We start from the raw sequence: 26,012 nt of genomic DNA, 5'->3' as shown, positions 1-26,012 counted from the left end.
CGCTCCGGCGGACATTTATTCATCCAATGTCGCTTTGAGAGTTCGATGTTATCTGCTTAATCATCCGAATCGATGCTTATTCATCGGTATCAATGATAATCGCGCAACGGGATTATTTCTGTCGCGCGCACGAGCGGTTGCAATTCGCCTAGGAAAGACGTCCAGCCAGCCTATGAAAGCAACAATCTTCATGCAAATAGTCCAGCGGTGTCGGTTTGCTTTAGCGTCGTCGTTCTTGACGGTCTGCTGCGCGATGAATGTGTACGCGGCTAACCAAACCGCGAGTGTTTCACCACTACAGCCTGCGAGCGCGCTTCCCTATCGCATCGAAGTGCGCGAAGTTGACTACTCCAACGTCGACTTACCGACCCTGCATTCGTATGCCGTGGGCAGCTTTGACAATAAGTGGCTCTTCATTTCAGGGCGTACCAACGGCATGCATGGATTCGATTCCGTACTTTTCCCGGAAGAGAATTTTCCTGTTCAGCATCAGAATCGAGACGTGTGGGTCGTTGATATGGATACAAAGCAAAGTTGGTCACGACCGCTCGATGATCCGACGTCAGGACTGAGCGAAGCCCAGATACTTTCGTTGGCGACCACCAACAACCAGTTTTATCAAAAGAGCGAAACGCTTTACATGACTGGCGGATATGGCGTTCTTGTGAACGGGGTGGACTTCAGCACGTTTGATGCGCTCTCGGCGATCAATTTGCCCGGTCTGGGAGAGTGGGTCATGAATGGTGCCGGTTCGGCCGCTGAGAATATACGGCAGATTCACGATCCAATCTTCCGTGTGACCGGCGGAGCGATGCACGAAATCGATGGCAAAACACATTTGGTCTTTGGGCAAGATTTTGTGGGAGTTTACACACCTTTTGGCGACGGCACCTACACACGGCAAGTGCGTAGTTTTGAGATTGTCGACGACGGTACGAGCTTGAGCGTTGCTAATATTTCATCAACGCCAATTGTTGACGCTTATCGGCGCCGCGATCTCAATATCGTGCCCATCCTTAGCCCGGATGGCTTAGGCGGAACGGAAGAAAAACTGGTGGCCTTGTCAGGTGTTTTTACGAACACGTTTGGAGCCTGGACGGTTCCCGTCGAAATTGATGCCGATGGCCAACCTACAATGGCCGATCCCAATGACCCCAATACGTTCAAGCAAGGCTTTAATGGTTATCATTCGGCCAAAGTGGGTATGTATTCCGAATCCAGCGGCGCGATGCATGAAGTTTTGCTCGGTGGGATCAGCTTGCAGTTTCTTGACCCCAATACGGGCCAAGTTGTGACCGATCAAGCCTTACCGTTTGTTAACGACGTGACTTCGATTCAAATCGACGCGGCAGGAAATTACAGCCAGCACCATTTGGGCTATTTTCCTGAACTCTTCGACACCGCGGGAGTTCGCCTGCGTTTTGGTACGAATGCCGAGTTTTTGATTTCTCCTGACGTAGCCGTATTCGAAAATGGGGTGATAGATTTCGATCAACTGGCGAGTGGTGAGACCGTCTTGGGACACGTTTTTGGCGGCATTGTGACCAATGGCCCGCATACCCGTCTGGGAGCGAATTCCAGCGGTTCCAATCACATGTTCGAGGTGGTGGCCATCCTCGTGCCAGAGCCTACGAGTTTGATAGCTGTCGTTGGTTTTGCAGCGATCAACTTGCCTTTCCTGCGTTCTCGTAGAAGATAATTTCTGGCTTTACGGATTCTCGCACCGAGATTAGGGGGAAAGTGTTAGATTCGTGTGAATCTCCGGGGAAAATCCTTGCCTATTTTAGAAGACATCATTTAAGATAAAGTTTTCTCAGGCGTGCGGGTAACCCTCGGAAAGCCGCGCCAACCTTTTGAGCTCACCACTGCTGATATCCTGAGGCTTTTTTTCCATGACATCTATCTCTTTCTTGAATAGACAATCATTCATAATTCTTGCGACCGCCACGCTGCTCATGTTCGGCGGGAACCTAGGGCTTACGCATGCACAACTGGTGCAGCTCGGGAATCTGGAAGTCACGCTTTCCCGGCCCGTGTTCAACAACACGAATTCTGGTCTACGCTTTCCGACCGCACTCGGTAGCCCGAATGACAACTCGGGAGATTATTTTGTCGCTGGTTTGCAGGGCCGAATTCATAAGTTCGATAATGGAGTCGAGTTATCATCAACTCCGTTTCTCAACATTTCAAGCGAAGTGTTGACAGCGGGGGGCGGTGCGGGATTCTTAGGTATGGTGTTTCACCCCGGCTACTCTAATCCCACTGATCCTGGGTTCCGCAAGCTCTACACTTATCACTCAACTATTACCAATCTTGCTACGCCTGCGACTTTCAGCGTTCCAGGAGAGACCGTCACTCATCATAACGTGCTGACAGAATGGCAAGTGAGTGCCAGCAATCCCAATTTGGTTGATGTCACAACCCGTCGCGAGATTTATCGCGAAGCCCACCCACGTGAAGGAATTCATAACGGTGGGGCACTCGATTTCGGTCCCGATGGCTATCTTTACGTTACAACTGGTACGCCTCCCGGGTTAGAAGTGCTTAGCCAGTCGTTAAACAATATCCAGGGTAAGGTCTTGCGAATTGACCCCGTGGCACCCGCTTTGAAGCCCACAAGTCTTGATACTATCAGCGCCAACGGTCAGTACCGAATCCCCGCTTCCAATCCGTTTGTTTCAACCCCATCGGCCATCGATGAAATTTATGCCTTGGGGTTGCGCAATCCTTATCGCATGAGTGTTGATCCCGTTTCTGGTTTGGCGTTTGCTGGCGACGTTGGACAAGGGGCCCGCGAAGAGGTGAGTGCATTTGGGGCAGGAGCAAATCTAGGCTGGCCTTATCGGGAGGGTGCGATTGCCGGGACCGTCAGTCCAGATCCTCCCGTACCCACGCTGACCGATCCAATCGCCGACTATTCCCATGCAGATGGACGTTCGGTGACCGGTGGTTTTGTCTACCGTGGTTCGTCGATCCCTGAGCTGTATGGGAAATATGTGTTTGGAGAGTTTAGTTTCGGCACTGGAGGCTTTGGGTCTAGCCCTGGACGGTTGTTCTGGCTCGATCCGTTCGACAGCGAGGGTAATTTACGTGACCCGAGTGATGTCTCGATCTTTGAGTTTCGCTTTTCGGCTAGTACCCAGGCGATCTTCGACTCACATTCTTCGATCAAGCCTGCCCTAGATATCACCCTGTACAGCTTCGGCGTGGACGATGCCGGAGAAATCTACGTCATGGGCGAGGAAGCCAACAAGTTGACTATCTACAAGATTCAATCCGTAGTTAACTTGAGCCCCCCCGGAGACTTCGACGGGGATCTCGATGTCGATAGTCTTGACCTTGCTCAATGGCAAGGTGATTACGGGACCAATGGCGATTCGGATGCCGACGGCGATGGCGACAGTGACGGTCGTGATTTTCTGATTTGGCAGCGAAACTATGGCACTGGAATACCTGTTTCAAGCGTGGTGGGTGTGCCCGAGCCAGCATCGATCGTACTGATCGGGTTGTTGGCTTGTGGGTTCGCCTCGCGCCGTACATCATTGCATGGTTGCAATTAGATAATGCCTTTGTCGTACCTGGGGGCGAGCAGCAGGGGACTCTCGGCGTTTCATGTCGGCAGGGTCAGTAGGAAGGTGCGCCGATTCACAAAGCTCAGAAACTGTCGTCGATTCTTTTTATTCGGAATTCGTCACGCCCTTGCGCTGATGTTCATATTGCTTCAGCCGTGCCATTTGCGGGCAGCCTCGGCACCGAATATTTTGCTCGTTTTGATCGATGACCAGGCTTGGAACGGCACGTCGGTGCAAATGCATCCTGAGATGCCGAATTCAAAAAGTGATTTCTATCAAACGCCGCGGCTAGAAGAATTTGCCGCCAACGCGATGCGGTTCTACAACGGTTACGCTTCGCAATCGATGTGTTCCCCAACACGAGCGGCAATTCTCACCGGACAAAGTCCGGCTCAGCTGCAGATGACGGACCTACCAATTTCCTACCCCGGTCACGAACGTTGGGCCGGTCACCAAGAAGGATTGCCGCTGACGCCACCCGCCGGTGAACCACTTCAGTCCGATATTTTTTCTCTCCCGCTGATTGTTAAACAGGCGAATCCCGACTACACAACGGCACATTTTGGCAAGTGGCACCTTGATCCCTCGTCGCAGCTTTTCCCAGAAGATGTGGGCTATGACACTAGCGTTCGCAAAGGTGCATATGCTTCAGCGGCGATTGATCCCAAGCGCGTTTTTCATTTGGCGGAATCGGCTAACATCTTCATTGAAGAAAGCGTTCAAGCGGAAAAGCCGTTTTTTCTGCAGTTATCGCACTATGCCGTGCATGACCCCGTTGAGTCGCGTCCGGAAATTCGCGACAAATATGCGGCGTTGCCTCCGGGTTCGATTCATGCCAATCCCGAGTATGCAGCCATGACCGAAGATCTGGACACATCTTTTGGGATGGTTCTCGACAAACTCGACCAACTCGGAATTCGCGAGAACACCTATATTATCTACACCTCGGATAATGGAGCGCCTCTCGGGCTGAGCAGCAGTTTACCCCTTTATCGAGGCAAGTCGACCCTACGTGAAGGTGGAATTCGTGTGCCTTTCATGATCGATGGCCCAGGGATTGCGAAAGGTAGTTTCAGCGACGTTCCCGTGACAACCACCGATCTCTACTCGACAGTTGCGAGATTGACTGGATTTCATGACGCTTTACCCGCTAATGTGGAAGGAGCCGATTTGACTCCTGTCCTTTTTAACAGCGGTAGCTTGCCTGAAGGGACTGATCATCTCGCACGGAATTTTCATGAGGGAGGCGAGCTTTATTGGCATTGGCCTCAAAATTTTGGGCCTAGCAAAAGTTTTCGCGTTAAACCGTCCTCAGCAATTCGTGACGGCGATTATAAGCTGTTTCTTGAATATGGCGAGAACGGCGGTTCGGATAGCGTTTTTCTCTACAACATTACGAACGACATTTCCGAAACCACTAATCTGGCGAGCACCATGCCCCAGAAAACGGCTGAATTGCTCACAAAGCTGAACACTTATTTAGAAACCGTTGATGCCTCGTTTGCCTACGACGTAAAAGCCCCGGCATCCATGAATTGGGATGCTTCTGCACCAGGTGAAGAAGTAAAGAACTGGCGGTCAACAATCGATCTTAAGTACAAAGGTCGTGAAATCTGGAAATTGGGTACTGAAACCGACGCGCCCCAACTCCAGGAGACCGAGCATTATCAACCAGGATTGTCGGAGCTTGCATATCATTTCGACGGTAACGACGGAATGGAAAAGCTGTTTTTTCACGTGGGTGATCGTGGCCCAAGAAGAAACAGTCCTAATTCCGGCACGCCTGACCTCGATCGATCGGCATCGATGGAATTTTGGGTGCGTTTGGATTCACTCGCTCACGATCAAATTCTGTTTGAAACGGGAGGTGAGGAAAGCGGATTATCGCTGACGGTTGGTGATGCCGACTCAGATGGTGTAAAGAACGACCTTCGCCTGCGTATTCTGGGCAGGGCAGGGACCAACACGGGTGCGGAAGGAGTGTTAAGAGATTTGACCATCACTGCACCGCTCGATCGCTTCGCGAATCCTTTGGCAGATTTTGTTCACGTCGCGGCTATATTCAGCGACAATTCCAATGATCGCTACGCCGAACTGTTCGTGAATGGGGCTTCTGTTGGACGATTGACTGGCCTGCTTGGTGCCGATGAGAGCTTGCGGTGGGATGACTATGATTTGGCGGGCTTGGGGCAAATGGCTGGGGAAAGCGTGGGTGGTAACGGTGGCACGGGACAGTTGCCCTTTGTTGGTGGGTTGCGCGGGCAAGTGGCTTCGATGCGGTTCAACAACTTCTCCGTTGCCTCAGAACAAATTCTAGCCAACTACAATGCAAAATTGCATCCCGTTGATTTTGGGTCGCACTCACAGAGCGGTGATATCGCGTTCCCGGCGGTACGCCCCGCGAACGTCAGTTTCAGCGAGCTCACATCGCCGAATCTGTTGGTCATGCAGGAACGCGTTGACACACTTGATACATCATTGGCGGTTGATAGTTTGATAAACGGTGCAACAACACTCGACCAAAATGTGTTAGGAACACCTGGCGTGTTGGCAGCAGGTACGACATTTTCCAGTTATTTGTTCCATTTCGATCCGGAGGAAGTTGGTTCAGATATAAGCAACGTGACGGGGTCGCTGACCTTCAGTGGCCGAATCCTGGGCGTCATTTGGGAGTCTGAACTCCTTGCAGAGACAGATAGTGTACTGGGTTCGCTCGGAAACTATGGCAACGAGAATACCCGAGGATTCGGTTTCGGCCATGGAAGTAGTTTGGAATTTGGCTCAGATCGGCAAACGATTTCTTTCGACCTCGCGGTGCAGAATGACTCGATGCTTCAATTTCGTGTTTTGACGACAGTAGTTGCTCCAACAGGTCCATCTGCAGATTTGAATGGCGACGGCCGACTCGACAGTACCGATTTGGTTGCTTGGCAATCGTCCTACGGTCTTGATGCGGGTGCGGACGCCGATGGCGACGGTGACACTGATGGCCGTGATTTCTTGATCTGGCAGCGGCAGTTTTTACCCGATCCCCCCAATGCCGATTTCAATGACGATTTCTTGGTCGATGCACTCGACCTTGAAATTTGGCACACTTCTTTCGGCCACAATAATCAAGGTGATGCCGACGGGGATGGCGACACCGATGGCCGAGATTTCTTGCTGTGGCAAAGACAATTTCATGCCGCCACGACGGATTTTAATGGCGACGGAATCGTTGATTCGGCGGATCTCGCCACTTGGCAAGCTTCCTATGGAGTGGACGACGGCGGCGATTCCAACGGCGATGGCGATAGTGATGGTCGCGATTTTCTGTACTGGCAGAGAAACGCGAAAAACCACACTCAACTCGCTGGGTTATCTGTTCCCGAGCCAAGCTCTTTACTCCTCGGCAACAGCTTGCTCGCCATCGGATTATTGTTCCGTCGTCGTCTAGCCTAATCACTCACACACGACGATCCAACCGTTCGCGCGGAACCATTCGCAGAACCACGCGTGCTTCAAGGGATCACGGCGTGCCATGTCGAGGGGAATTCGCTTGGCGATCTGAAACCCGGCCGCATGCAAATCCGCGGCGAGTTCGCGCCAGCGAAACACATGTAGGAACATGCTGGGCAGCCCGCGGTACGGAAACCATTTGTCGCCGATCTCGACGTCGCGCGAGAACGGCGCGCTGCACAAATTCTTGACTAGCCACAAGGGTCCGACGGGGTCGCGCAAGTTGTACCAATAGTTGTGGACGTGCAGCACAAAGCGGCCACCCGGTTTCAAAATTCGTCTAAAGTGCTGCAGCGCGCAGCGGCGATTGGCTCGGCCGCGAATCATACCCAACGTGCTGAACATGCACATCGCGTTTTCCACCGACTGATCTGCGAGACAATCGAGTTCTACAAGATTCGCTTGCACGCATTGAATCGGTAGTTGTTCGATTCCCGCCTTCTCTTGCACGATGCGCAACATGTGCTGCGACAAATCGACGGCCAGTCCTCGATGGCCGGCGCGCACGAGGGGCACGAGCGCTCGGCCTGTGCCACAGCCTAAATCAGCAACGAGACCCAATGTGCGAAAGCTTTCAGCCAGAACCCGCTCGTCATGTTCGAACAGCGTGTTGAAGGCGAAGTAATCGTCGTAGTCGTCGGCGATGGAAGGGTGATGCACGTAATCCCACGTCGCGCGTGACACCCCGGCGGGGAGCTTCCAGGTTGGTCGGTCATGTTCGGGCATCGTCAGCCTTTGATTGGCAGAATTACCGTTTCGAAATGTTGGGCAGCAAAAGGTATAGCACCGGCAATTCTCAGCAAAATTCAGCCAATTGTGGCTTCATTGTGACCGCAGTATAATCAGCGGTTTGGTTTTCACCCACCACGGCCAGCAGGGTGAACGCGCCCGCCGAAGGCCGAGTTTTATATTATGTTCGTCGAGCCCCCTGAGGGGCCGCGACGGTCGATTTTCCAAATCGCAAAGGAGAAAATAGAGTGGCAATTCGAGTAGCAATCAACGGGTTTGGACGCATTGGCCGTCTCACGTTCCGCAATCTGCACGCCCGGTCGAGCGAGTTCGAGGTCGTGGCAATCAACGACCTGACCGACAATCAAATGTTGGCCACGTTGCTGAAATACGACAGCACGCACCGCCGTTTCCCGGGCACCGTCGCGCACGATGCCGAGCATCTGATCGTTGACGGCAAGAAGATCAAGGCCCTCGCGGTTCGCAATCCGGCTGAGCTCCCCTGGGGCGAGATGGGCGTCGACGTGGTCGTCGAAAGCACCGGCATTTTCACCGGTCGTGCCAAAGACGGCAAAGCCGGTTACGACACCCACCTGGAAGCCGGTGCCAAGCGTGTTGTGCTCAGTGCCCCCGCCAAGGACGGTGCCGACCTGACCTGTGTGTTGGGCGTCAACGACGACAAGCTGACCCCCGACCTGAAGTGCATTTCCAACGCCAGCTGCACGACGAACTGCTTGGCTCCCGTGGCCAAGGTGCTGCACGAAAAGTTTGGCATTGTGAAAGGTCTCATGACCACCGTGCATGCCTACACCAACGATCAGCCGACTCAGGATCAGCCTCACCAAGATCCTTATCGTGCCCGGAGCGCCGCTCAGAATATCATTCCAACTTCGACCGGTGCCGCTAAGGCCGTGGGCTTGGTAATCCCCGCCCTGCAAGGCAAGCTGACCGGCATTTCGCTTCGCGTGCCCGTGCCAACCGGCAGCGTGGTCGACCTGACCTGCATCATGGAAAAGAACGTGACCAAGGAAGAAGTGAACGCCGCGATGAAGGCCGCCGCCGAATCCGGTCCGCTCAAGGGCTTCTTGGGTTACACCGAAGACCCGATCTGCTCGACCGACATCATTGGTGACGATCGCAGCTCGTTGTTTGCCGCCGACTGGACGCAAGTCATGGACGGCAACATGCTCAAGGTCGTGAGCTGGTACGACAACGAATGGGGCTACAGCTGCCGCACCGCCGACCTGATCGCCCGCATCGGCAAGTGGTAAATCACGGTAATTCCCGCGCAGGTTAGAAACCAGTAAAAGATATTACAAAAACCTCGGTCCAATTGGGCCGAGGTTTTTTTGTTGACTGGCATATTTCCTTAGCCGGATCGCCACACGATCCGGGAATAGCTTATTCGACCAGGTGCAACACTTCGCGCAGCTCCTTCTTGCTGGAAGTCATTCGTCGGAGTTCCAGTGCCGCGTTAAGCTTCGAAACAAGCGTCGCCTCACGCAGCGTGTGATCATCGGCAAGCTTGCCGTTGGCGATCAGCCACTTGGCAACTTCATTCCACCGCCAACGCATCGAGCGCCCCGTCACGTTAGAAATCGGCGCCGGAAAGCCTCCTGCACGGCGTTCGTTATTAATATATTTGCGAATGCTCTCGCGTGATTGATTAAGCCGGGCGGCAATCTCCGACATATTCACCAAATCATCCGGCTCGATTCGGAGAACAGTAGCACCTTTGATGGCCTTAATGTCGTCGATGGCCGACATAATCGCAGCGGATAGCGATTCAGCCTCTCGGTCAAAATCTACAAACGCGATTCCATTGCGCATGCCCACGAGAGTGTCGTCACAGCCAGCTCCATAAATTGAGGCCTCTAATTCTTCCAGGGAGACGTCTCCTGCAAGAATCAACGTAAACGAGTAAACGTTCTGCTCTTTTTTAGACCTGACCATATCGAATTCTATTCTAAAAGTATTCAGCGAGTGAACTTCTTGTGCGGGCAGCTATCAACAACCTTATGGATTCTCTCAGCATGGGCATGAGTATTTCGCGGAGTCGAGTTCACAGAGATTTTGCAGCCAGTGCGATCTTCCAGAGGACATAGCAAGCGTCCCCACGCGTGTGCCGATGCCTTTTGCCAACGCCACCCTTTTGAGATCGCGTACTGCACAGCAGCTTCGATTTCTTTGTTGGGATGTCGCGGCCTAGCCATAACTATTTTAATTAATTATCGGTTGCCGGTGACAAATGTCAACACCATTTCTAGCGGCCGCTTGCGTCTGCCTGATATCACCATCTTTCTCAAAACTCCACGTGATACTTCTCAGTCATCTTGCGCCGAATGTCGGCGGTCGCTTCTTCGATCCCTTTGAAGCCTTCCACGCGGGCGTAGTTGGCATCAGCCATGGCACTGGCTTTCATGCTCGCCCGGTCAGCGGCGCTTGTTCGTGCGCCGGCGTAGGGATCACCGATTTCGTTACCAAAATAACCGTAACTAACCGAGTAGTTGGCGTACCCGCCGCCACCCATTCCTGCGGTGTCCACGCCGTAAGCCACGCCCCCTTGCCGTTTGGTGAGGGCCATTCCGCGGAGCGTGTTGGCGACTTTCCCGCCGTAATCGAGCAACTCCTTATCGACATTCAAAATTGGCATGCGGTCGATCTTGCGGGCGTAACGCTCCATCACCGCCGCCGAGGCTTTATTGCCCCGCAGTTCGCGGCGGAGATCTTTGATGAGCACGTCGATCGAACGGTAGTACGTGATCGAACTATCGCGCATTACGCTTTCCGAAGCTTCCTCGGTCGGTTGGCCCTCACCGGTCGTATCCTTGAGCGTGCTGAACTTGGTGGACGGCAGCTCGATCACGCTGAACACGCGCCGCAGATCGTCTTGCGAAAGCGGCCCCTGCATGTGAATGGCCTTGTCTTTGACTTCGATTGTCCACGACTGCATGCCGGCTACGTTGGCCCCAAAATCGTCGAGCACGGCGAAGACCAGTTCCTTGGCGATTGCCTTGATGGGCGTAATGTCGGTACCAAAGTCGATCCGCAATTGGGCTTGGGCTGTTTTGCCGACCGCAATGCGCAAGGTGGCGCCGCGCAGGCTGGTCAAAATTGGCAGCACCTCGGCGGGGGTCAAATTGGCCTTCTGAAACAGGGGCGAATCTTCGATGCGCTGCTGGGCCGAGTGCGGCTGCACCACGTCGGCGAGATCGATGGCCAGCAAAACTTGAATCTGTTCGTTGGTGAGCCGCGAAGCTTCTTCTAAATATCCGCTAAGCTGATTCGTGGTGCTGGCCTTAGCCTTCTTCACCCAGTGTGAGACAAACTGCCGCTCGGCAGGAAATAGCACGCCGAGGACATTCTGACCAAAGTCGACAAAGTAAGCATCGCTGGGGGTCCATGCCGCGGGGAGGTCGTCGATCGTGTCGACGTAGCCCCCTTCACTGCGTGCGATGGCTCGCATCGAGAGCGGCTCGGTGAGTTGCATGATGCCCACTTCCCATAGCTGGGCAAAGTCGGCCGTGGGTTGCAGAGCGGCGGCGATCACCAAGCGGCTGGCCTCAGGCGGCAGAAACACGGGCCGATTGACGTAAGCGAGCTCAAGCTTTTGTCCCCAACCTTCTTGTTGGGCAAGCTCGCTAGAGAGCGTCTTTTCCACGTCGATCATCACGAGCGCATTGGCGGAAGCGGGAACCTTCAGCAGCAAAGGATCAAACTCACTCGCTTGAAGTGTCAGTGAGAGACAACCAAAAAGAATCACGGATAACCCGACACGAAAGCAAGCGCGCATAGTGAACCTCGCGAAGTCTGGCGGCAAGAGAAGTGACGCACAAAGGGTGTGCGCACTGATTGTAGCGACCTAGAGAGCTGGCTACTATCACCGGCGACGAGAGGATTTCAAAACCTACGCAGGAAACGCTATTATTTGCGAGCCCGCCATTGGTGCTGCGGGTCTGTAGGCTTGGCATCGGCCGCCGGAGTAGTTGCTGCCTTACTGCCAATCGGGCGTGACGACCATTGCTGTGCGCTGGCCGTTGTGGCAAAGCCGCTGCTTGTGCCGTTGGTGCTGTAATGCGTGGCGGCTCGCCATTGGGGCTCGGACTTGGGTTCCGCGTCCGCTTGGCTCAAGGGCGACGTTTTGATTACCGGCTTGGTGCCGCGCAGGGGATTCGCCGACGTGATGTGTGACGCCCCGTCGACCTTATCATCCACCTCGGCCAGATGTTCTTCCGCTTGGTCGATGCTTACAAGGGTCGTTTGGTCAAAGGCCAGCTGCGAAAGCAGTTTGCGGCCGTCGGTCGTTTCCAAACGGACCCACAATTCCAGCGAACCCGCGGGTAGCTCAACCCCTTCAAGCGGTAATTCCAGATGCAAGCCGTCTCCTAGATTCGACGATTGCCAAGCGGCATTGGTTTCTTCCGGCGTGAAGTCCCAGCGTTTCACGCGCTGAGGCTTCTCTTCGCCAACGCGCATAACCATCAGGGAGACTTTGCCGTTGAAGTCGGCTGGCTCGTTGCTCGCATCACGAGCTTCCACGACCGACAACAAGCTCGTTGTATCCTCGGTTTCCGAACTGTTGCGGAACACGTGGGAGACGACCAATCGCTCGGGGGCACGACCCTTTGTGGGGGTAATGTCTTCTTCAAACGGTTCGACAGAATCGCCTACGGCTTCTTGTTCAACGACTTCAGTGGTTTCTTCTTCCAGTGGCGGAACATCGACTTCCGGTTCTTCGACGTAAAGTTCTTCTTCAGCGGTGGTTTCTTCCAGGGCGGCGACTTGATACGCGCTCGGATCGGGAATGAATGCACCATTGGCCAGCAGTGTGCCTTCTATCGCGGCTTCCGCCAGCGGCGTGGCATTGTCGTAGAATTCTTCCGTGGCACCGATGGGCTCGCCGATTTCTAGTTCGGGAATCTCTAGATTCTCGGGCGATTCGTTCAGCTCTTCCAACGGCGGCTCGGGTGTCGTGACCGAGGGTTCGGGGTTGGTTTGTGGCTTATCGAGTGATTTGAGCAGCTCTTTACTCGTGGGGCCCGAGGTGTTGCTACGCGAGCGCGGGGGAATTGCGAGATCCGGCTCCGAGGAGTTGTTGTCGATGATCACCGTTTCCATTTGAGCGCAGCGATATTGGCGGAGCTTTTCGGAATACTCGACGATATAGTTTTCCAGCTCGTAAATGTAATCTTCCTGGGTGCGCAATTCGCTTTCGAGGATATCGATTTGATTGTCGCGAGCCGTGCGGCAACCGTTGTTGGATAAGATGCCGGCGCAGAGCGCCACTGCCATGATGATGTCCATGCCGCGCAGCCCCTGCTGTTTCGACGATGAGTGAGCGTGTGCCATTATGTTGCTCGTATGAAACCCGAGAGTTTCAGATGAGAAAAGGTTCCCGACTAACGAGCAGGCGGCGCAGTCACTGCGCAAACACCCGCCACGACCATTTCTGGCGGGGAAGAAATAGGGAAATGCCCCAGCGGCGTCAAGCGAAACGCGGCTGTGCTAGCAAAGAGAGAACCCTAAAACCGGCTTAGGCTGGCTTGGGGAGTTCCATTTTTTCGACGACTTTATCAATGATGCGATACTCAGCCGCCTCGGCCGCCGACATGAAGTGGTCGCGGTCGGTATCGCGTTCGATTTGCTCCAAGGTTTGGCCCGTATGTTCGAGCAAAATCCGGTTGAGCTTGTCCTTGGTTTTGCGATATTCGGTGGCGTGAATCATGATGTCCTCGGCCGTCCCTTCCATGCCAGCGGAAGGTTGGTGGATCATGATTCGCGAATTGGGGAGCGCGAATCGTTTGCCGGCAGCACCAGCTGCTAGCAACAAAGCTCCCATCGAAGCCGCTTGGCCCAGGCAATAGGTGGCCACATCGCAGGTGACGAACTGCATGGTGTCGTAGATCGCCATGCCCGCGGTGACGCTGCCACCGGGCGAATTGATATAGAAATGGATATCCGCCTTGGGATCGTCGGATTGCAGGAACAGGAGCTGTGCAACGATGCTGTTGGCCACGTCGTCATTCACGCCCGAGCCCATCAAAATGATGCGGTCCTTGAGCAGCCGACTGTAAATGTCCATGGCCCGCTCTTCGCGGCCCGACTTTTCAATCACGAATGGTATCAGCGACATAACAGCAATCCGTTTCTAGGGAATTTCAAATCTCAAATTGCCAAATTGAACTTTGGTTTGCGAACGCGAGCAACAACCAATGATCAATCATCGTCGTCTTCTTCAGGCCCGCCGCCCAAAGAAGGCTGCTTGAGCAGGATGTCGTCGACGAGGCCGAATTCCTTGGCTTCCGAGGCCGACATGTAGTAGTCGCGGTCACAGGCTTTGTGAACCTCTTGCACGGTCTTGCCGGTGTGCTCGGCCAAGATGCCGTTGAGAATTTCGCGAGTCTTGATGATCTCGTTGGCCTGGATCTCGATGTCGGAAACTTGCCCGCCGACGCCGCCGTGGGGTTGATGAATCATCACCTTGGCGTGCTTGAGCGAGAAACGCTTCCCCTTTTCGCCACCGGCCAACAGGACCGCACCACCGCTCGCCGCGAGGCCCACGCAGTAGGTCGCCACGGGGCAGGAAATCATCTGCATCGTGTCGTAAATGGCAAGCGTGGAAGTGACGCTCCCGCCGGGTGAATTGATGTAGAAGTGAATATCCTTGCGGCGATTTTCGCTCTGCAAATACAAGAGCTTCATCACCAATTCGTTGGCGTTGCCGTCGTAAATCTCGCCTTGTAGGAAGATGACCCGGTTTTCGAGCAGCAAATCGCCGAGCGTCATTTGACGCTGGCGTTGATAGTCGCGCATGGCCGCGGCCAATTGCGGATCGAAATGGGGTGGGTAAGCAGGCGACGCGTTATATTTCATTGCTACTCCTTCAACAGGGGTAATCTTTTCCTAGCATGCGAGCCGTCGGCAGACGCCTCCGGTTGTCACCCCAATTTTACCGCTGACCAGTGCCTGCGGCTATGTTCAAGCTTTATCGCTCAAGCTTCAGTGCTCTCGGCGGCTGCTTCTTTTGCCTCGGGAATCGAAGCCGCGGCTTCGCCACCACCGGCAGCCAGATGCAGCGCTTCGACATCTAGATTTTCGGGTTCATGAGGCTTGTCGGTGAACTTAGCGTTCGATTGCACAAGCTCCAGCACTTTGCGCTCGATGATCTGGTTTTGCAGAACGTCCATCAGGCCGCGCTTTTCGATCTGAGCCCGCACGCGACGAGGTGATTCCCCGCTTTGCATGGCGATCAGGAAGATTTCCTTTTCGAAATCTCCTTCTTCGGCTTCGATGCTTTCTTCTTCGGCGATGCGCTCAAGAATGAAGTGCTCCTTCAAGCTGCGAGCCGTCGAGGCCGCGCTGTTTTGGCGAAGCAGGTTTTCGCGGGCGCGAATTTCGGCTTCGCTGAAACCGGCACGACGCAATTCCATGACCGTGCGTTCCAATTCGCGGGCGCTTTGACGTTTCAGCAAGCCGGGGGGCAAATCCCAGTCGGCGGCCTTAGTCAACAGGGCCGAAATCTGCGAGCGAATCTTTTGTTGTTGATCGTATTCGAGCTGACGCTGCAAGTTGGCTTTGATCGCGTCCTTGAGATCCCCTTCGGTCTTGAAACCACCCATTTCCGAGAGGAAATCTTCGGTCAGTTCTGGCAGTTTCAACTTCTTGACTTCCAAGACTTCGAAATCGACCTTCACCTTCTTGCCACGCAGTGCTTCGTTGGGGGCGTCTTGCATGAGCTCGACTTCCGCCGAGCGGCTATCACCAGCTTTGACGCCAGCCATCAACTTGTCGAAATCCTTGATTTCGCCGTCGCGGAAGCTCAAGGTCGGGCGAATCCGCAACACGCGTTCTTCTTCTTTTTCAAGCTGCTCGCCATCGTAGCTCGTCGAGAGATTCACGGTGAGGAAGTCCCCTTCGCTGGCTGCGCCGTCGAACGGAACCAATTGGCCGAAGCGGGTCAACATCTTTTCCAAGTGCTGCTCGACATCGGCGGGAGTGAACTCGCGGACCGGGCGTTCCAGCTTGGCACCCTTCCACTTGGGCATTTCAAATTCGGGACGCACTTCGATATCGAACTCGAACGTCATCGGCCCGTCTTCGGGGACTTCGATGGAATCGAGCTTCAAATCGGGCTCGCTGATCGCGGTGAACTTCTGTTCGTCGCTGATTTGGCTCAAGCTGTCGAGCAACAATGAGCCTTTGATCTGTTCGCCCACTTCCTTGCGGAATTTGCTTTCCACGAGCTTGCGGGGGGCGCGGCCGATGCGGAAGCCCGGCACATTGGCCGAGGGCATCAATTCGCTGTAGGCATCGTTTAGATAGCGGTCGATATCCTCGCGCGACACGGTCACGGTCACGTGACGCTCGCAGGCGCTGGGGCTGGCGATTTGAACCTCGAGTTTCAGCGGCGTGCTTTCCTCTTCGCCCCCTTGTTCGATGTCGGCCGGTGCTTCGGCGGTGAGGGTATCGGATTCCAGTTCGTCCTGTTTCTTCTTAGCCATGGTCTTCCAGCCTAAAATCGTGATTTTCGGGGCCCTACGAGGTAAGGCAGCCTCTGAAAAAAATCAAAGCCCGCGACCAATTCTGCCCACTCTGCGGGAAGGCAATAATCGGGAGGCGGGCTCCATAAATGCAGATTCTTGTGGCAATAATCCACTCAAAACGGAGCTTTTTGTTCTCAAAAAGTCCGGCTTTTGTACTCAAAAAATTTATTGAGTCAGATTTCGCCGAGAGCGGGTGATCGGGTTCGAACCGACGACAACGACGTTGGCAACGTCGTGCTCTACCAACTGAGCTACACCCGCAGTTTGGTTTGCGGAAGCAACTCTCCCTGACCGGAAGGTCCCCCACAAACAATCTCCGAATTATAGGCCCCTCACGCCATCACGCAAGGGGACTCACGGGCCACAAAACTCGTGAAATTGCAGAGTTTAGGACTTGGGGATTCCGGCGAGCCCCCTGCGTAAGCAGGGGGAGATATTAGTGGTCCCGGCCTCTATCCCGAGGTTACGATAGGTCCATGCTGCTGTTCAAGAAAAAATTCTTGCCCGCCATCCGCGCCGGCGAAAAGACGCAGACCATACGGTTGTGGAAGCACCGCATGATGCGCGACGGCCAGCGGAGCTACATCCCCGGTGCGGGTTACATCACGATCGATCGCGTCGAGCAAGTGGAGCTCGCCAACTTGACCGATGCCGACGCGATTCCCGACGGTTTTCCGACCGCCGCGGCCCTTCGCACGGAACTTGACGCTCTCTATGCCGACAAGATCGCCGCGGGATATCAGGCCTACCGTGTGGTGTTTCATTTGCAGGAAGCAAACGCCCCCGGTTAGCCCCCGCGGCGGACCCAGTGCCGCGGCGCGTAATATGAAGAATGAATTCCATTTCCTAGAATAGGTCTCGTGTCAGACCAATTCTTGCCATTGGGCCCGTTTGAAGAGTACATGCTCTGCGAAGATACTCCTTCGCATCCCATGTGTTTTTTTCTGCGACTTAAGTTCGCGGGGTCCTTAGATACTGGGTTGCTCGATGAAGCACTGGCTCAAGCTGTCGCGCGTCATCCCCTCTTATCTTCCGTCGTTGTCCGAAACGGTCGCAATCGTCTCTATTGGCAACTCGCCGTTGAGAATGTCGCCCAGGTAAAATGGCAAACAGAATTTCTTGATGGCCAACCACCTGCCGCCGCGAGTATTGACCTTGAGAATGAGACGGGCGTGAGAGTCTATGGTACCCAATCGACAAGTGGCGTCGAACTCTTGTTCCAGTTCCATCACGCTTGCTGCGATGCCATCGGCGGACTGCAGCTGATTGAAGATATGTTGCTTTGCTTCGCCCAACGTCTCGGTAAGCGCGCTGATGAGGTTTCTAACAAAGTGCCGCCGTCTGACTGGCGGTCAATCGATCCGCACCGTTTAGCTCGGCGAGCCAAGTTCGGACTCACGCGGTGGCAGTTGTTCGCCAAGCTCAAGCAGCAAGCCGTCGGATTGATTGGAGCATGGCAATTTCTGATGAGGACTCCTGTCCCGCTGAGCGAAGCCGCCGATCGTGGGCACGAGGCATTTCCTTTTTATCCCGCCGCTTGGTCCGCCAATCTCACCGAATCCTCCAGCGGTGAGTTGTTGTCTCAGGCCCGGCTAGCAGGCACAACGCTGAATAATTGGCTGATCAGTAAGTTATTGCCTGCCCTGGCCGATTTCCGCCATACTCGAAATGCAGATTGCGATCGTGATTGGCTGCGTCTCTCAATCCCCATGAACTTGCGTCGCGCGGGCGATGAATGTCTCTCTGCCGCCAATGTGGTCAGCATGGTATTTATTGACCGCCGAGCCGCTGATCTCACCGACAAACAGAAGTTGCTGCGAGGTATTCACGACCAAATGCAGCAGATCAAAGACCTGGAGTTAGGTCTGACGTTTCCATTGTCACTACACCTCTTTACCTCTTTACCCGGTTATCAAAAGCGGATGCAGCGGATGAGTAGCGACACCTGCTGCCGCTGCACGGCGGTGCTTAGCAATTTGATGCGTCCGCTGAGCAAGACTTCGCTACCGCGTCGCAATGGGAAAATCATGCTGGGCGAATGTGAACTCACCGGCATCGAATTTTTACCACCCGTGCGACCCGGCACTGCAGCGGCCTTTGGAGTTTTGTCTTACGCCGATCAACTGAGCGTTGCTCTGCACTACGATCCAAGCAGCCTTACGCACACCGAGGCTCAGGAGCTGATTCACGGCTTTGTTACTCACTTACTCGAATCCACCACAGATCGCAATTCAGGAGTTGCCATTCAACCCTGGCAGTAGCAATCGTACGAAGAGCCAACGGCAGCTGTCTGAAATTCGACCAACTGGCGGTTCGCTGTAGCTTTGCGATTTGGTGGTGTGTATTCTGCTTAGACCAGCTGAACATACGACCTCGCGGCTAATAGAGAATCGACCCGTCGTTGCTCATTCTTCCAATACTGTTCAAGGCACCCATGACTCATCATATCCGCTCGATCCACGCTCTCCCTGCGCCCGCATTCAGATTATTCTGCCTTTTGTTGTTACTTGTCTGGGGAATTGAGGCCCCCTTGATCGCGGCCACAAAAACTTGGACCGGCGGTACGAGCAGCGATTGGGGCGTCGGCAGCAATTGGTCGCCCGCGGGAACACCTGTCGGTGGTGATTCGGTGGTTCTGCCAACGGCGGGAGGCAATCGCACGATCAATCTTGCCGGCAACCGTAGCATTGTCGACCTGACATTTAACAGCACCAACAACTACCGGCTCTCCAATAATGAGCTCACGCTTTCCAGCGGTGACATCACCAGCTTGTTAGGGGGCAACCACCGCATCGATAGCAACGTCGTCATTGCCGATCAAGCGGCCTGGAACATCGCCAGCGGCACCCTAACCGTCACGGGGTCGATCAACACGGCCACGCCAACGATTTTCGGAATTCACAAGTCAGGTGAGGGGTCGCTTGAGTTTGGTAACATAGGTTCCAACAACAGCATTCGTAACCTACTCAACGATGGGGGCAAGACCGAGTTCCTGGAAGGAACTTATTCGCTCACAAGCCAATCGTTCGACGCCAATTCGGCCATGTACATCGGGGCTGGAACGGTGACCGTTTCTAAAAATGCCAACATCGTGGGAACCTCCGGAGGAAATCTTGTCATCCAATCCAGCGGATCAATCGCTTCGAGTCTCGTCATCACGGGAGAAGAGACTGAAGTCGCCACATTCGGTCAGGTTTTCCTGGGCGCGAGCGGCTCGGTAGCCAACAGCCTCACGGTGGAAAATTGGGCAACCCTGCGAGACATCGGCCTGATCGTGAACGGTTTCAACGGCAATTCTTCGATGATGATTCGCGACCGCGGAACTGTCGAAACAGCCGCAATGGCAGTCGGGATGCTCACTGGAGTCAGCAGTACGCTCAACATTGAAAACGTCGATTCGTCAGTCACAACTACATTCCTTGCCCTGGGTGGCTTCAATTCGGCACAAAAAGGTGGTACGGGCACCGTGACGATCACCGACCGCGGCTCGCTCGCTGTGACCGGCGAGCTCAGATTTTTCTCCTCAACGAGCTCGCTCGTCATCGACTCGGCCACCGCGACCGTTGGGTCATTGACCAACGAGCCCGGCGTTTCGGGAAGCATCAAGATTCGCAACACTGGCAGCACACCCGCACTCACAATCACTTCGCCTGTGAGCGGAGCGTTCACCTTTGATGGCGTCATCTCGAACAACGGTGGTTCCGGCGGCATCTTGAAGCAAGGCCTCGGCGAGCAGGTTTTCACCAAACAGCAGACCTTCACGGGTGGCACCCGCATCGAAGCCGGCACGCTTACTCTCGGTACAGCCAACACGCTGGCCCCCACGGGGCCGATTACGGCAGCCGGCGGGACGCTCAATCTCGGTAACTATCCGCAACAGGTAGGAGCCGTCACATTGCAAGGAGGCACAATCTCTGGTGGCACGAATGGCATTCTTTTACCAACGTCACTCGCTCTCCAGTCGGGAACCATTTCCGCCCCCACATTCACCGGCACGGTCAATAAAACAACGAACGGCATCGCCACGCTGAACGCTCCTATCTCGGCGGCTGCCTTGAATGTTAACGCCGGAACTCTTGTGCTCAATCAGGGGGCCACCGCTGCCGTGCAAGTCAACGCGGGGACACTAGATCTCACAGGAAATGTGCTGGGCAGTCTGACAAGCGCTCCTGGCAGCTCGATCGTTCTGAGCGGCGCGACTCTTGTTAGTGGTCCGGCAACAATCGCAGGATCGCTTACTGTCGGCTCATCGACGTTCGTAAACGATTCCAACCAGCCCCTGGTCGTGGGGAACGTGTCGTTGGATCGTGGAACTATTGTCGCCAGTCAATTGGATGTTACAGGAACGTTCGCTGGCGGTGGCTTGGTCGCTGGTCCTGTTGTCTTCGAGAATCTCTCGACGCTCAAGATCGAGCTTGGCGGAACGACTCAAGGAATTGATTACGATCACCTCGATATCAGTGATGCACTCACGGTTGGTGGAATGCTCGATGTGTCATTGCTCGATGATTTCGCGCCCACGGCCGGGATGTCGTTCGATATCCTCGATTGGGGAACTCTCACCGGCAATTTCGCCGCGATCAGTCTCCCCGAACTCGAGGGCTTGGCGTGGGATCTCAGCGACTTTTATCAAACGGGAACTCTTTCGGTCGTCGCAGCGCTCGCCGCCGACTTCAATCTCGACGGCGAAGTCAATGGCGAGGATCTCGAGATTTGGCAAGCCGGCTACGCCACGGGAACCACACGCGCTCAAGGCGATGCCGACAGTGATGGCGACGTCGACGGGCGTGACTTTCTTACTTGGCAACGATTGGCTGGCGGATCACCCGATCTTGCTGCGCAAACAGCATCGGTCGGCACCGTGCCGGAGCCCAACAGCTTGGTACTCCTACTGGCCGCAGCGAGTGCGCTGGCATTCTGCAAGCGATAACTCATCGTCGCCGACAAACGACGAACATTCCCAATAGAGAGCACATGCCCAGCGTCCCCGGTTCGGGGATTCTGTCGCCGTAGACGGTGAACGGCAAGGTAATCTCAAACCTATCGGCGGCGTCGGTGATGCGATTCGTTAGACGCGACGCGTCGCGCAGCAACGCGGAGCGAGTTGTTTTCCCCTCCGCGGATTCAGCGTCTCCGCATGAAAATTCTTCTTCCAAGTGGCCAAGGATTTCGGAAGATTTGGCCGCGTGATTGTGGTAGAAGTGACTGTGGACGGAAGGACTGTGGACGATGGAAAGTAAGGATTGTCTACCGTCCACGGTCTACAGTCCCTCTGTCAGCTTGGCAACATTTAAGAGGCTGCAAACCACGCAAAGCTGGCCAAGCTCGCAAAGCTGAAGAACATGTAGGCCGGAACAAGCCGTGCGCAGTTCCGGCACAGAAGCAGAACAGACAGTGCCATGCCGGAACTGCGCACCGCTTGTTCCGGCCTACACCTAACGCGTGTCCAAGCCGTCTGGATGTGGAGGCTAGATTCTTCGGTCCCTCAGAATGACTTAAACGCGAACTACTGACAAATCAAAATAAACCCCGACAAGTTGGAAGAGTTGGACAAGTTGGACGTCTTGAAATGAGAATCGGCCCGTCGCGATCAGTGCGCGAAGATTTCGCTGATCGCTTGGGCGATTTGCTGCGGGTGGTTGAGCATGTGAATGAAGCTCGTGGCCAGTAGCACGATGGCGAATAAAACGATGCCGAGCCAACGGGGATTGGAATCGACCGACAGGGTTTCGAGTTTCTCGCTGAGGATCGTGCCGAGTTGCCGCCAGGTGGCGAGGTTTTGCTTGCCGCCGCTCGCCACGAGCGACACGTTGCGCATGATCTCGAAGGTTTCCAGGTGAAGCTGAATACCAATCGTCGGCATCGCGAGACTGTCCCCCGCCCAGCGGGCTTGGGGGTCGAGACTGCGGGCCGCTTCGGCGAGCACGGGACGAAGTTCCTCGCTGCTGATGTTGTAAATCACCAGCCTGGGGCGCGCGATCAGCACCGTGAGCCAAATGCACAGCCAGTACAACATCAACAAAAAGAACCAGACGTAACTCCCAAATTCAGCTGAGGCCGCTTCGGGACGGAAGAGCTCGATGGGACCGATGAAGACAATCCCCGACATCGCGGCACCAAGTGTCGCGAGGTCCGCACCACCGGAGGTGAGAAATGGTTTCCGCCGCGCGTTCAAAATGCCGAGCAGCAGGCAATAAGAAGCCAGAGGCAGAAACGCAATGGTCAGTCGCAAAGGATCGGGAAGCATCCCGCTATGCTAACCCGAGCGGACGAATGGGAACAGGGTCACTGGGGAGACTCTTCCGCCGAACGGAGCCATTCGAGCATGACCGTGCCGACTTTGCCGAGGGAGTCCGCCGAACAGCGGCCGGGGGAATCGTTGGTCGTATGCCAGTAACTGTTGAATTGGTCAGGATAATGAAAGTCGATGACATCGATCGTGGGGATCCCGGCAATCCGGTACAGCGGCAGGTGGTCGTCGCTCACTTCGTAGCCGACGCGAGGGATGAATTCGTGAATCCCCAACCGTGCGGCAGTGCCCCAAATCCCTTGAACGATCGGGCGAGTCTCTTTCCAACCGACGCTGTGGCGTTCTTGGAAGATGCTGAGCTTGGCGTCGCCGACCATATCGAGCAACACGCCCGCGATGTATTCGTAGTCGCGATTCCCTTTGGCATAGTCGCGGGCAAAGTACTCGCTGCCAAGAAAGTAGGTTCCGCGCCGGCCATAGACGAGTTCCTCTGCATCGAAGAACACGAAGTCGAGCCCATAGCGGTCGGGCAAATTCTTGGCATGGTTAGCGAGTTCCATCAGCACGGCCACGCCACTGGCCCCGTCGTTAGCACCCAGAAACACCCCTTGCTGCCGACGGCGAGGATCGGTTTCTTCTTCGGGGAGCGGACGGGTGTCGTAATGGGCGCACATGAGAATGCGCTCTTTGCGTTCCGGAAAGAATCGCACGATGATGTTGGCCATCGGCACAGCTTGGCCGGTGAGCGGATGCTTGTCTTCAAAGCGCTGGAACTCAACGTCGTAGCCAAGTTCCTTGAAATGCTTCACCAGGAATTCCTGTTGAAGCTGCATTCCTTTGCTGCCGCTCATGCGATTGCCAAAGGAACAGATTTCGCGCAAGTAGCCGTAAGCCTGCTGACCGTCGAACGCCGAGGGGGATGTTTGCGCAAACGCTTGCCCAACAGCGAGAGCATAGAGCACAACAAGACAGCCAATCAGAGGAGTGCGATTCATGGCTGAATTATAGGTCGTCGCCTTGAAGCGGGGGAGATGAGCTTCCTGAGCCACATATCACCGGAGGAAGTAGACGGGAGAGCCCGTTATTTGCAGGTTGGAACCAGTCTGAACAGCACGCGGATTGCCGCCAATGTCGGTCACTTGGCGGTAGCCGTCGGGAACAGTGGTGGTCGTCGGTGTGAGTGAATACGCGAGACTACAGTGCTCGAAGTGATACCAAATCACCTGATCGCGCTCTTCGCGTTGCAAAAAACGGTCGCTCCCCACGGTGTTATGAAAATGTACGAGGGCCGGCCAAGCGGGGCGAAGTTGCAAGCCGCCGACGTCGTCCAGCACGCCATAACCACGTGCCGCGAGCCGCCACCACCAGACACGTTCGCTCATGCCTGAGCAGAGCGAGATCAGTCCGAAACGAACCATGAACGAGGCGTAATCATCCAACGAAATATGCAGCGGGCTTTCGCGATAGTTGTCCTTCGTATAAGCCCCAGCGATGGGCGAGTATTCCTTCGTGCCTTGGATCGGCCAATTGGTTTCGGTGATGTAGAAACGTTTGTCACCCCAGTTGGCCCCAATCGCGCGGCCGAGAGTGCATTTCTCCAGAAGCGAAAACTTACCTTGGAAATTTTCGGGCTGGCCGCGACGGTCGACGTAGAGATGACACGAAATGCCATCCACGAGCGACGACATTTTGTTCAGCAGCGGAGGATAGTAGAAGTACTCAAAATCGTTGACCGCTGGGCCAAGAAAAGTCAGGTGAGGGTATTTGTTGCGTATCTCAGCGAGATCATCGAAGCTCGCCAAGGTTTCTTTGAGGTTCCAATGACCCCATTTGACCCGATTGACCGCATGGCCGAACTCGACGAAACGGACTTTGTCGTGGAGTCGCGTTAGGGTGTCGTTTGTAAATTCCCGCCAGGTCTCTGGTTTGACGGCGGCTTGGCGAGATTGAACAAGTCCGAGCGAAACTTCGTGGCCACGTTCATAAAGTTGTTTAACGGCGGCTTCACAGGCGTTGAGTCCAGTAGCGCCTTTGTGGAGATAGCACCGCACCAGCAGGGGCATGCCGGGGAGTTGCGAAACGAGCTTCAATTGTTCGGGGAAGTCTTCAGTGACTTCGATGGCCATGCCGAACCGTTGCCGCATGTCGACGGACTGCGAGAAAACGGTCGACGACAACTGGCGATAGTGATTGCGAATCGTGCGAGCATTGCTTAACGAACTCCAAGCGACGTTGAGCCAATCGGCCGAACGGCGGAAGCGATGGCGGTCTTTGGAATTGAAGACCACGGCTGGTTGGCCTGACTTTTCGTCCCAGAGCCAAAAATCGCGTTCCGCGGGTTTGCCCGTGGAGACAACTTTCTGAGTGCGGCTTGCCCGATATTCGCGAATGGGATGGCGGTATTTACGGGTTCGATTATGAAATGATATCCGCGACCGATACCACTTCTCCCAACGCTTAAATTCTCGCGGGAGATCATGGTTCTCGAAGTACATGTGGTAAAAGATGGTGAGATAATGCGATGGGATCTCAAGCTTGGCCAGATCACGAGCCCGATGGCGGAGCGTCACATTATCGAGCAAGCGTCCGCGATTCAGATCGATGAAGGTGGGTTGATCCCAACCGTCGGCAGCTGTTTGCTGAAACAGAAAGTTTTGCCCGCCGAGGTCGTAGTGGATGTATCCGCTGTCATGCATGCGGCGAATGGAGTTGGCCGCGAACTGAAGCAGATTGAGGTAAGTCGTGCTGTCGGGGTTCTCTGCCAGGAGCCTGTTGGTTTCGGAGAAGAGGTCTGTCGAACCGCTGACGAACGAGGTCAGCAAGTAACTTTCGGCGAGTTGATGTCCTTGCCAGCGTTCGAAATAACCCAGCGGCTCGGCGTTGCTAACTTGGTTCTCGAACAAATGCGCTGCGTAGCGATGTGCTCGTGCCGCCTTGCTGCCATAGGAGCGATAATGAATCGATCGTAAGACGGAAGGTGTTTTGAACGCCTTGAGACAAAACCCATTGGGGTAGAGTTTCAACGGATCGTCGAGATGATAGATGCGGTTTCGAACGCGATAGATGAGCGCATCGGAGTGATTCTCAAGATCGGCCGTCAGCTCTTCCAGCCACTGATTGAATTCGGGGATGCACAAGCGTTTCGAGAGTTCACCGGAAAAGCGAGTTTGCTCATCGAGTTTTTCGAAGCCATAGAGAAAGTGATTTGTTTGCAGTCCTTCTTCAGGGAGATAGAGCTTCAGCTGCCGGGGCTCGGGGGGGCTATGCGATTGAACTTTGGCAGCAGGCAGGCGCATGCGAGTTGGCTTTCGTGATAACGAAGTAAGACTCGATCTCAATTCAGGGATATCTGATAAAGCGGCGAGATTGTGGAGGAAGGCCCACATTGCCGCAAGAGCGGCTTGTGACCAAAAAGTGCCA

Annotated in this window: 17 protein-coding genes and 1 tRNA gene; 7 read left to right on the top strand and 11 right to left on the bottom strand. The window is 54.8% G+C overall.

Annotation, left to right across the window (positions count from 1 at the left end):
• Positions 1 to 190: 190 nt before the first annotated feature.
• From SH678x_RS18270 to SH678x_RS18260, 3 genes are all read left to right on the top strand, one after another.
• A complete protein-coding gene (locus SH678x_RS18270) occupies positions 191 to 1,699 on the top strand; it encodes a hypothetical protein (RefSeq protein ID WP_496919890.1) in 1,509 nt (502 codons plus the stop codon).
• 193 nt (positions 1,700 to 1,892) lie between these two features.
• Positions 1,893 to 3,560 (top strand): PQQ-dependent sugar dehydrogenase, encoded by a 1,668-nt coding sequence (locus tag SH678x_RS18265; protein WP_496919889.1) that lies wholly within the window; start codon positions 1,893 to 1,895, stop codon positions 3,558 to 3,560.
• A 147-nt stretch (positions 3,561 to 3,707) separates the two neighbouring features.
• The gene (locus SH678x_RS18260) at positions 3,708 to 7,013 is read left to right on the top strand and encodes a sulfatase-like hydrolase/transferase (protein ID WP_496919888.1); all 3,306 of its coding nucleotides are present in this window, start codon (positions 3,708 to 3,710) and stop codon (positions 7,011 to 7,013) included.
• Here SH678x_RS18260 and SH678x_RS18255 read toward each other — a convergent pair whose 3' ends face one another.
• Complete coding sequence (locus tag SH678x_RS18255) at positions 7,014 to 7,796, bottom strand: class I SAM-dependent methyltransferase (protein WP_496919887.1); 783 nt, start codon at positions 7,794 to 7,796, stop codon at positions 7,014 to 7,016.
• A 251-nt stretch (positions 7,797 to 8,047) separates the two neighbouring features.
• On the opposite strand from SH678x_RS18255, the gene gap reads away from it, so the two are divergent.
• The gene (gene gap, locus SH678x_RS18250; protein ID WP_496919886.1) at positions 8,048 to 9,070 is read left to right on the top strand and encodes a type I glyceraldehyde-3-phosphate dehydrogenase; all 1,023 of its coding nucleotides are present in this window, start codon (positions 8,048 to 8,050) and stop codon (positions 9,068 to 9,070) included.
• A gap of 130 nt (positions 9,071 to 9,200) precedes the next feature.
• Here the strand turns inward: gap and SH678x_RS18245 are convergent, their stop codons facing one another.
• The 7 genes from SH678x_RS18245 to SH678x_RS18215 form a co-directional block, all read right to left on the bottom strand.
• Positions 9,201 to 9,752, bottom strand: a complete 552-nt coding sequence (locus tag SH678x_RS18245; protein WP_496919885.1) for a helix-turn-helix transcriptional regulator — start codon at positions 9,750 to 9,752, stop codon at positions 9,201 to 9,203.
• Between the two features lie 349 nt (positions 9,753 to 10,101).
• Entirely contained in the window at positions 10,102 to 11,592 is a 1,491-nt protein-coding gene (locus tag SH678x_RS18240) for a hypothetical protein (RefSeq protein ID WP_496919884.1), read from the bottom strand.
• 131 nt (positions 11,593 to 11,723) lie between these two features.
• Positions 11,724 to 13,148, bottom strand: a complete 1,425-nt coding sequence (locus SH678x_RS18235; RefSeq protein WP_496919883.1) for a hypothetical protein — start codon at positions 13,146 to 13,148, stop codon at positions 11,724 to 11,726.
• 184 nt (positions 13,149 to 13,332) lie between these two features.
• Positions 13,333 to 13,932: an ATP-dependent Clp protease proteolytic subunit gene (locus tag SH678x_RS18230; protein ID WP_496919882.1), complete on the bottom strand. Its 600-nt coding sequence runs from the start codon at positions 13,930 to 13,932 to the stop codon at positions 13,333 to 13,335.
• Positions 13,933 to 14,015: 83 nt separating this feature from the next.
• Positions 14,016 to 14,672: a ClpP family protease gene (locus tag SH678x_RS18225; RefSeq protein ID WP_496919881.1), complete on the bottom strand. Its 657-nt coding sequence runs from the start codon at positions 14,670 to 14,672 to the stop codon at positions 14,016 to 14,018.
• 119 nt (positions 14,673 to 14,791) lie between these two features.
• Complete coding sequence (gene tig, locus SH678x_RS18220) at positions 14,792 to 16,300, bottom strand: trigger factor (RefSeq protein WP_496919880.1); 1,509 nt, start codon at positions 16,298 to 16,300, stop codon at positions 14,792 to 14,794.
• A 230-nt stretch (positions 16,301 to 16,530) separates the two neighbouring features.
• Positions 16,531 to 16,603, bottom strand: a tRNA-Gly gene (locus SH678x_RS18215).
• A gap of 215 nt (positions 16,604 to 16,818) precedes the next feature.
• On the opposite strand from SH678x_RS18215, the gene SH678x_RS18210 reads away from it, so the two are divergent.
• From SH678x_RS18210 to SH678x_RS18200, 3 genes are all read left to right on the top strand, one after another.
• Positions 16,819 to 17,133 carry a hypothetical protein gene (locus tag SH678x_RS18210; protein WP_496919879.1) on the top strand — a complete coding sequence of 105 codons (315 nt, stop codon included), beginning with the start codon at positions 16,819 to 16,821 and terminating at the stop codon, positions 17,131 to 17,133.
• Between the two features lie 69 nt (positions 17,134 to 17,202).
• Positions 17,203 to 18,603: a WS/DGAT domain-containing protein gene (locus SH678x_RS18205; protein WP_496919878.1), complete on the top strand. Its 1,401-nt coding sequence runs from the start codon at positions 17,203 to 17,205 to the stop codon at positions 18,601 to 18,603.
• A 173-nt stretch (positions 18,604 to 18,776) separates the two neighbouring features.
• The gene (locus SH678x_RS18200) at positions 18,777 to 21,272 is read left to right on the top strand and encodes a beta strand repeat-containing protein (RefSeq protein WP_496919877.1); all 2,496 of its coding nucleotides are present in this window, start codon (positions 18,777 to 18,779) and stop codon (positions 21,270 to 21,272) included.
• A 660-nt stretch (positions 21,273 to 21,932) separates the two neighbouring features.
• Here the strand turns inward: SH678x_RS18200 and SH678x_RS18195 are convergent.
• From SH678x_RS18195 to SH678x_RS18185, 3 genes are read right to left on the bottom strand one after another with little or no spacing between them, the layout of a single operon-like run.
• On the bottom strand, positions 21,933 to 22,589 hold the full coding sequence (locus SH678x_RS18195) for a hypothetical protein (protein ID WP_496919876.1): 657 nt from the start codon (positions 22,587 to 22,589) through the stop codon (positions 21,933 to 21,935).
• A gap of 38 nt (positions 22,590 to 22,627) precedes the next feature.
• Positions 22,628 to 23,587, bottom strand: a complete 960-nt coding sequence (locus SH678x_RS18190) for a M28 family peptidase (protein ID WP_496919875.1) — start codon at positions 23,585 to 23,587, stop codon at positions 22,628 to 22,630.
• 57 nt (positions 23,588 to 23,644) lie between these two features.
• Positions 23,645 to 25,888: a lipopolysaccharide kinase InaA family protein gene (locus SH678x_RS18185; RefSeq protein ID WP_496919874.1), complete on the bottom strand. Its 2,244-nt coding sequence runs from the start codon at positions 25,886 to 25,888 to the stop codon at positions 23,645 to 23,647.
• Positions 25,889 to 26,012 lie beyond the last annotated feature (124 nt).

The sequence above is a fragment of the Bythopirellula superficialaquae genome, assembly GCF_059632245.1.
This window is presented reverse-complemented; position numbering and strand designations above follow the sequence as displayed.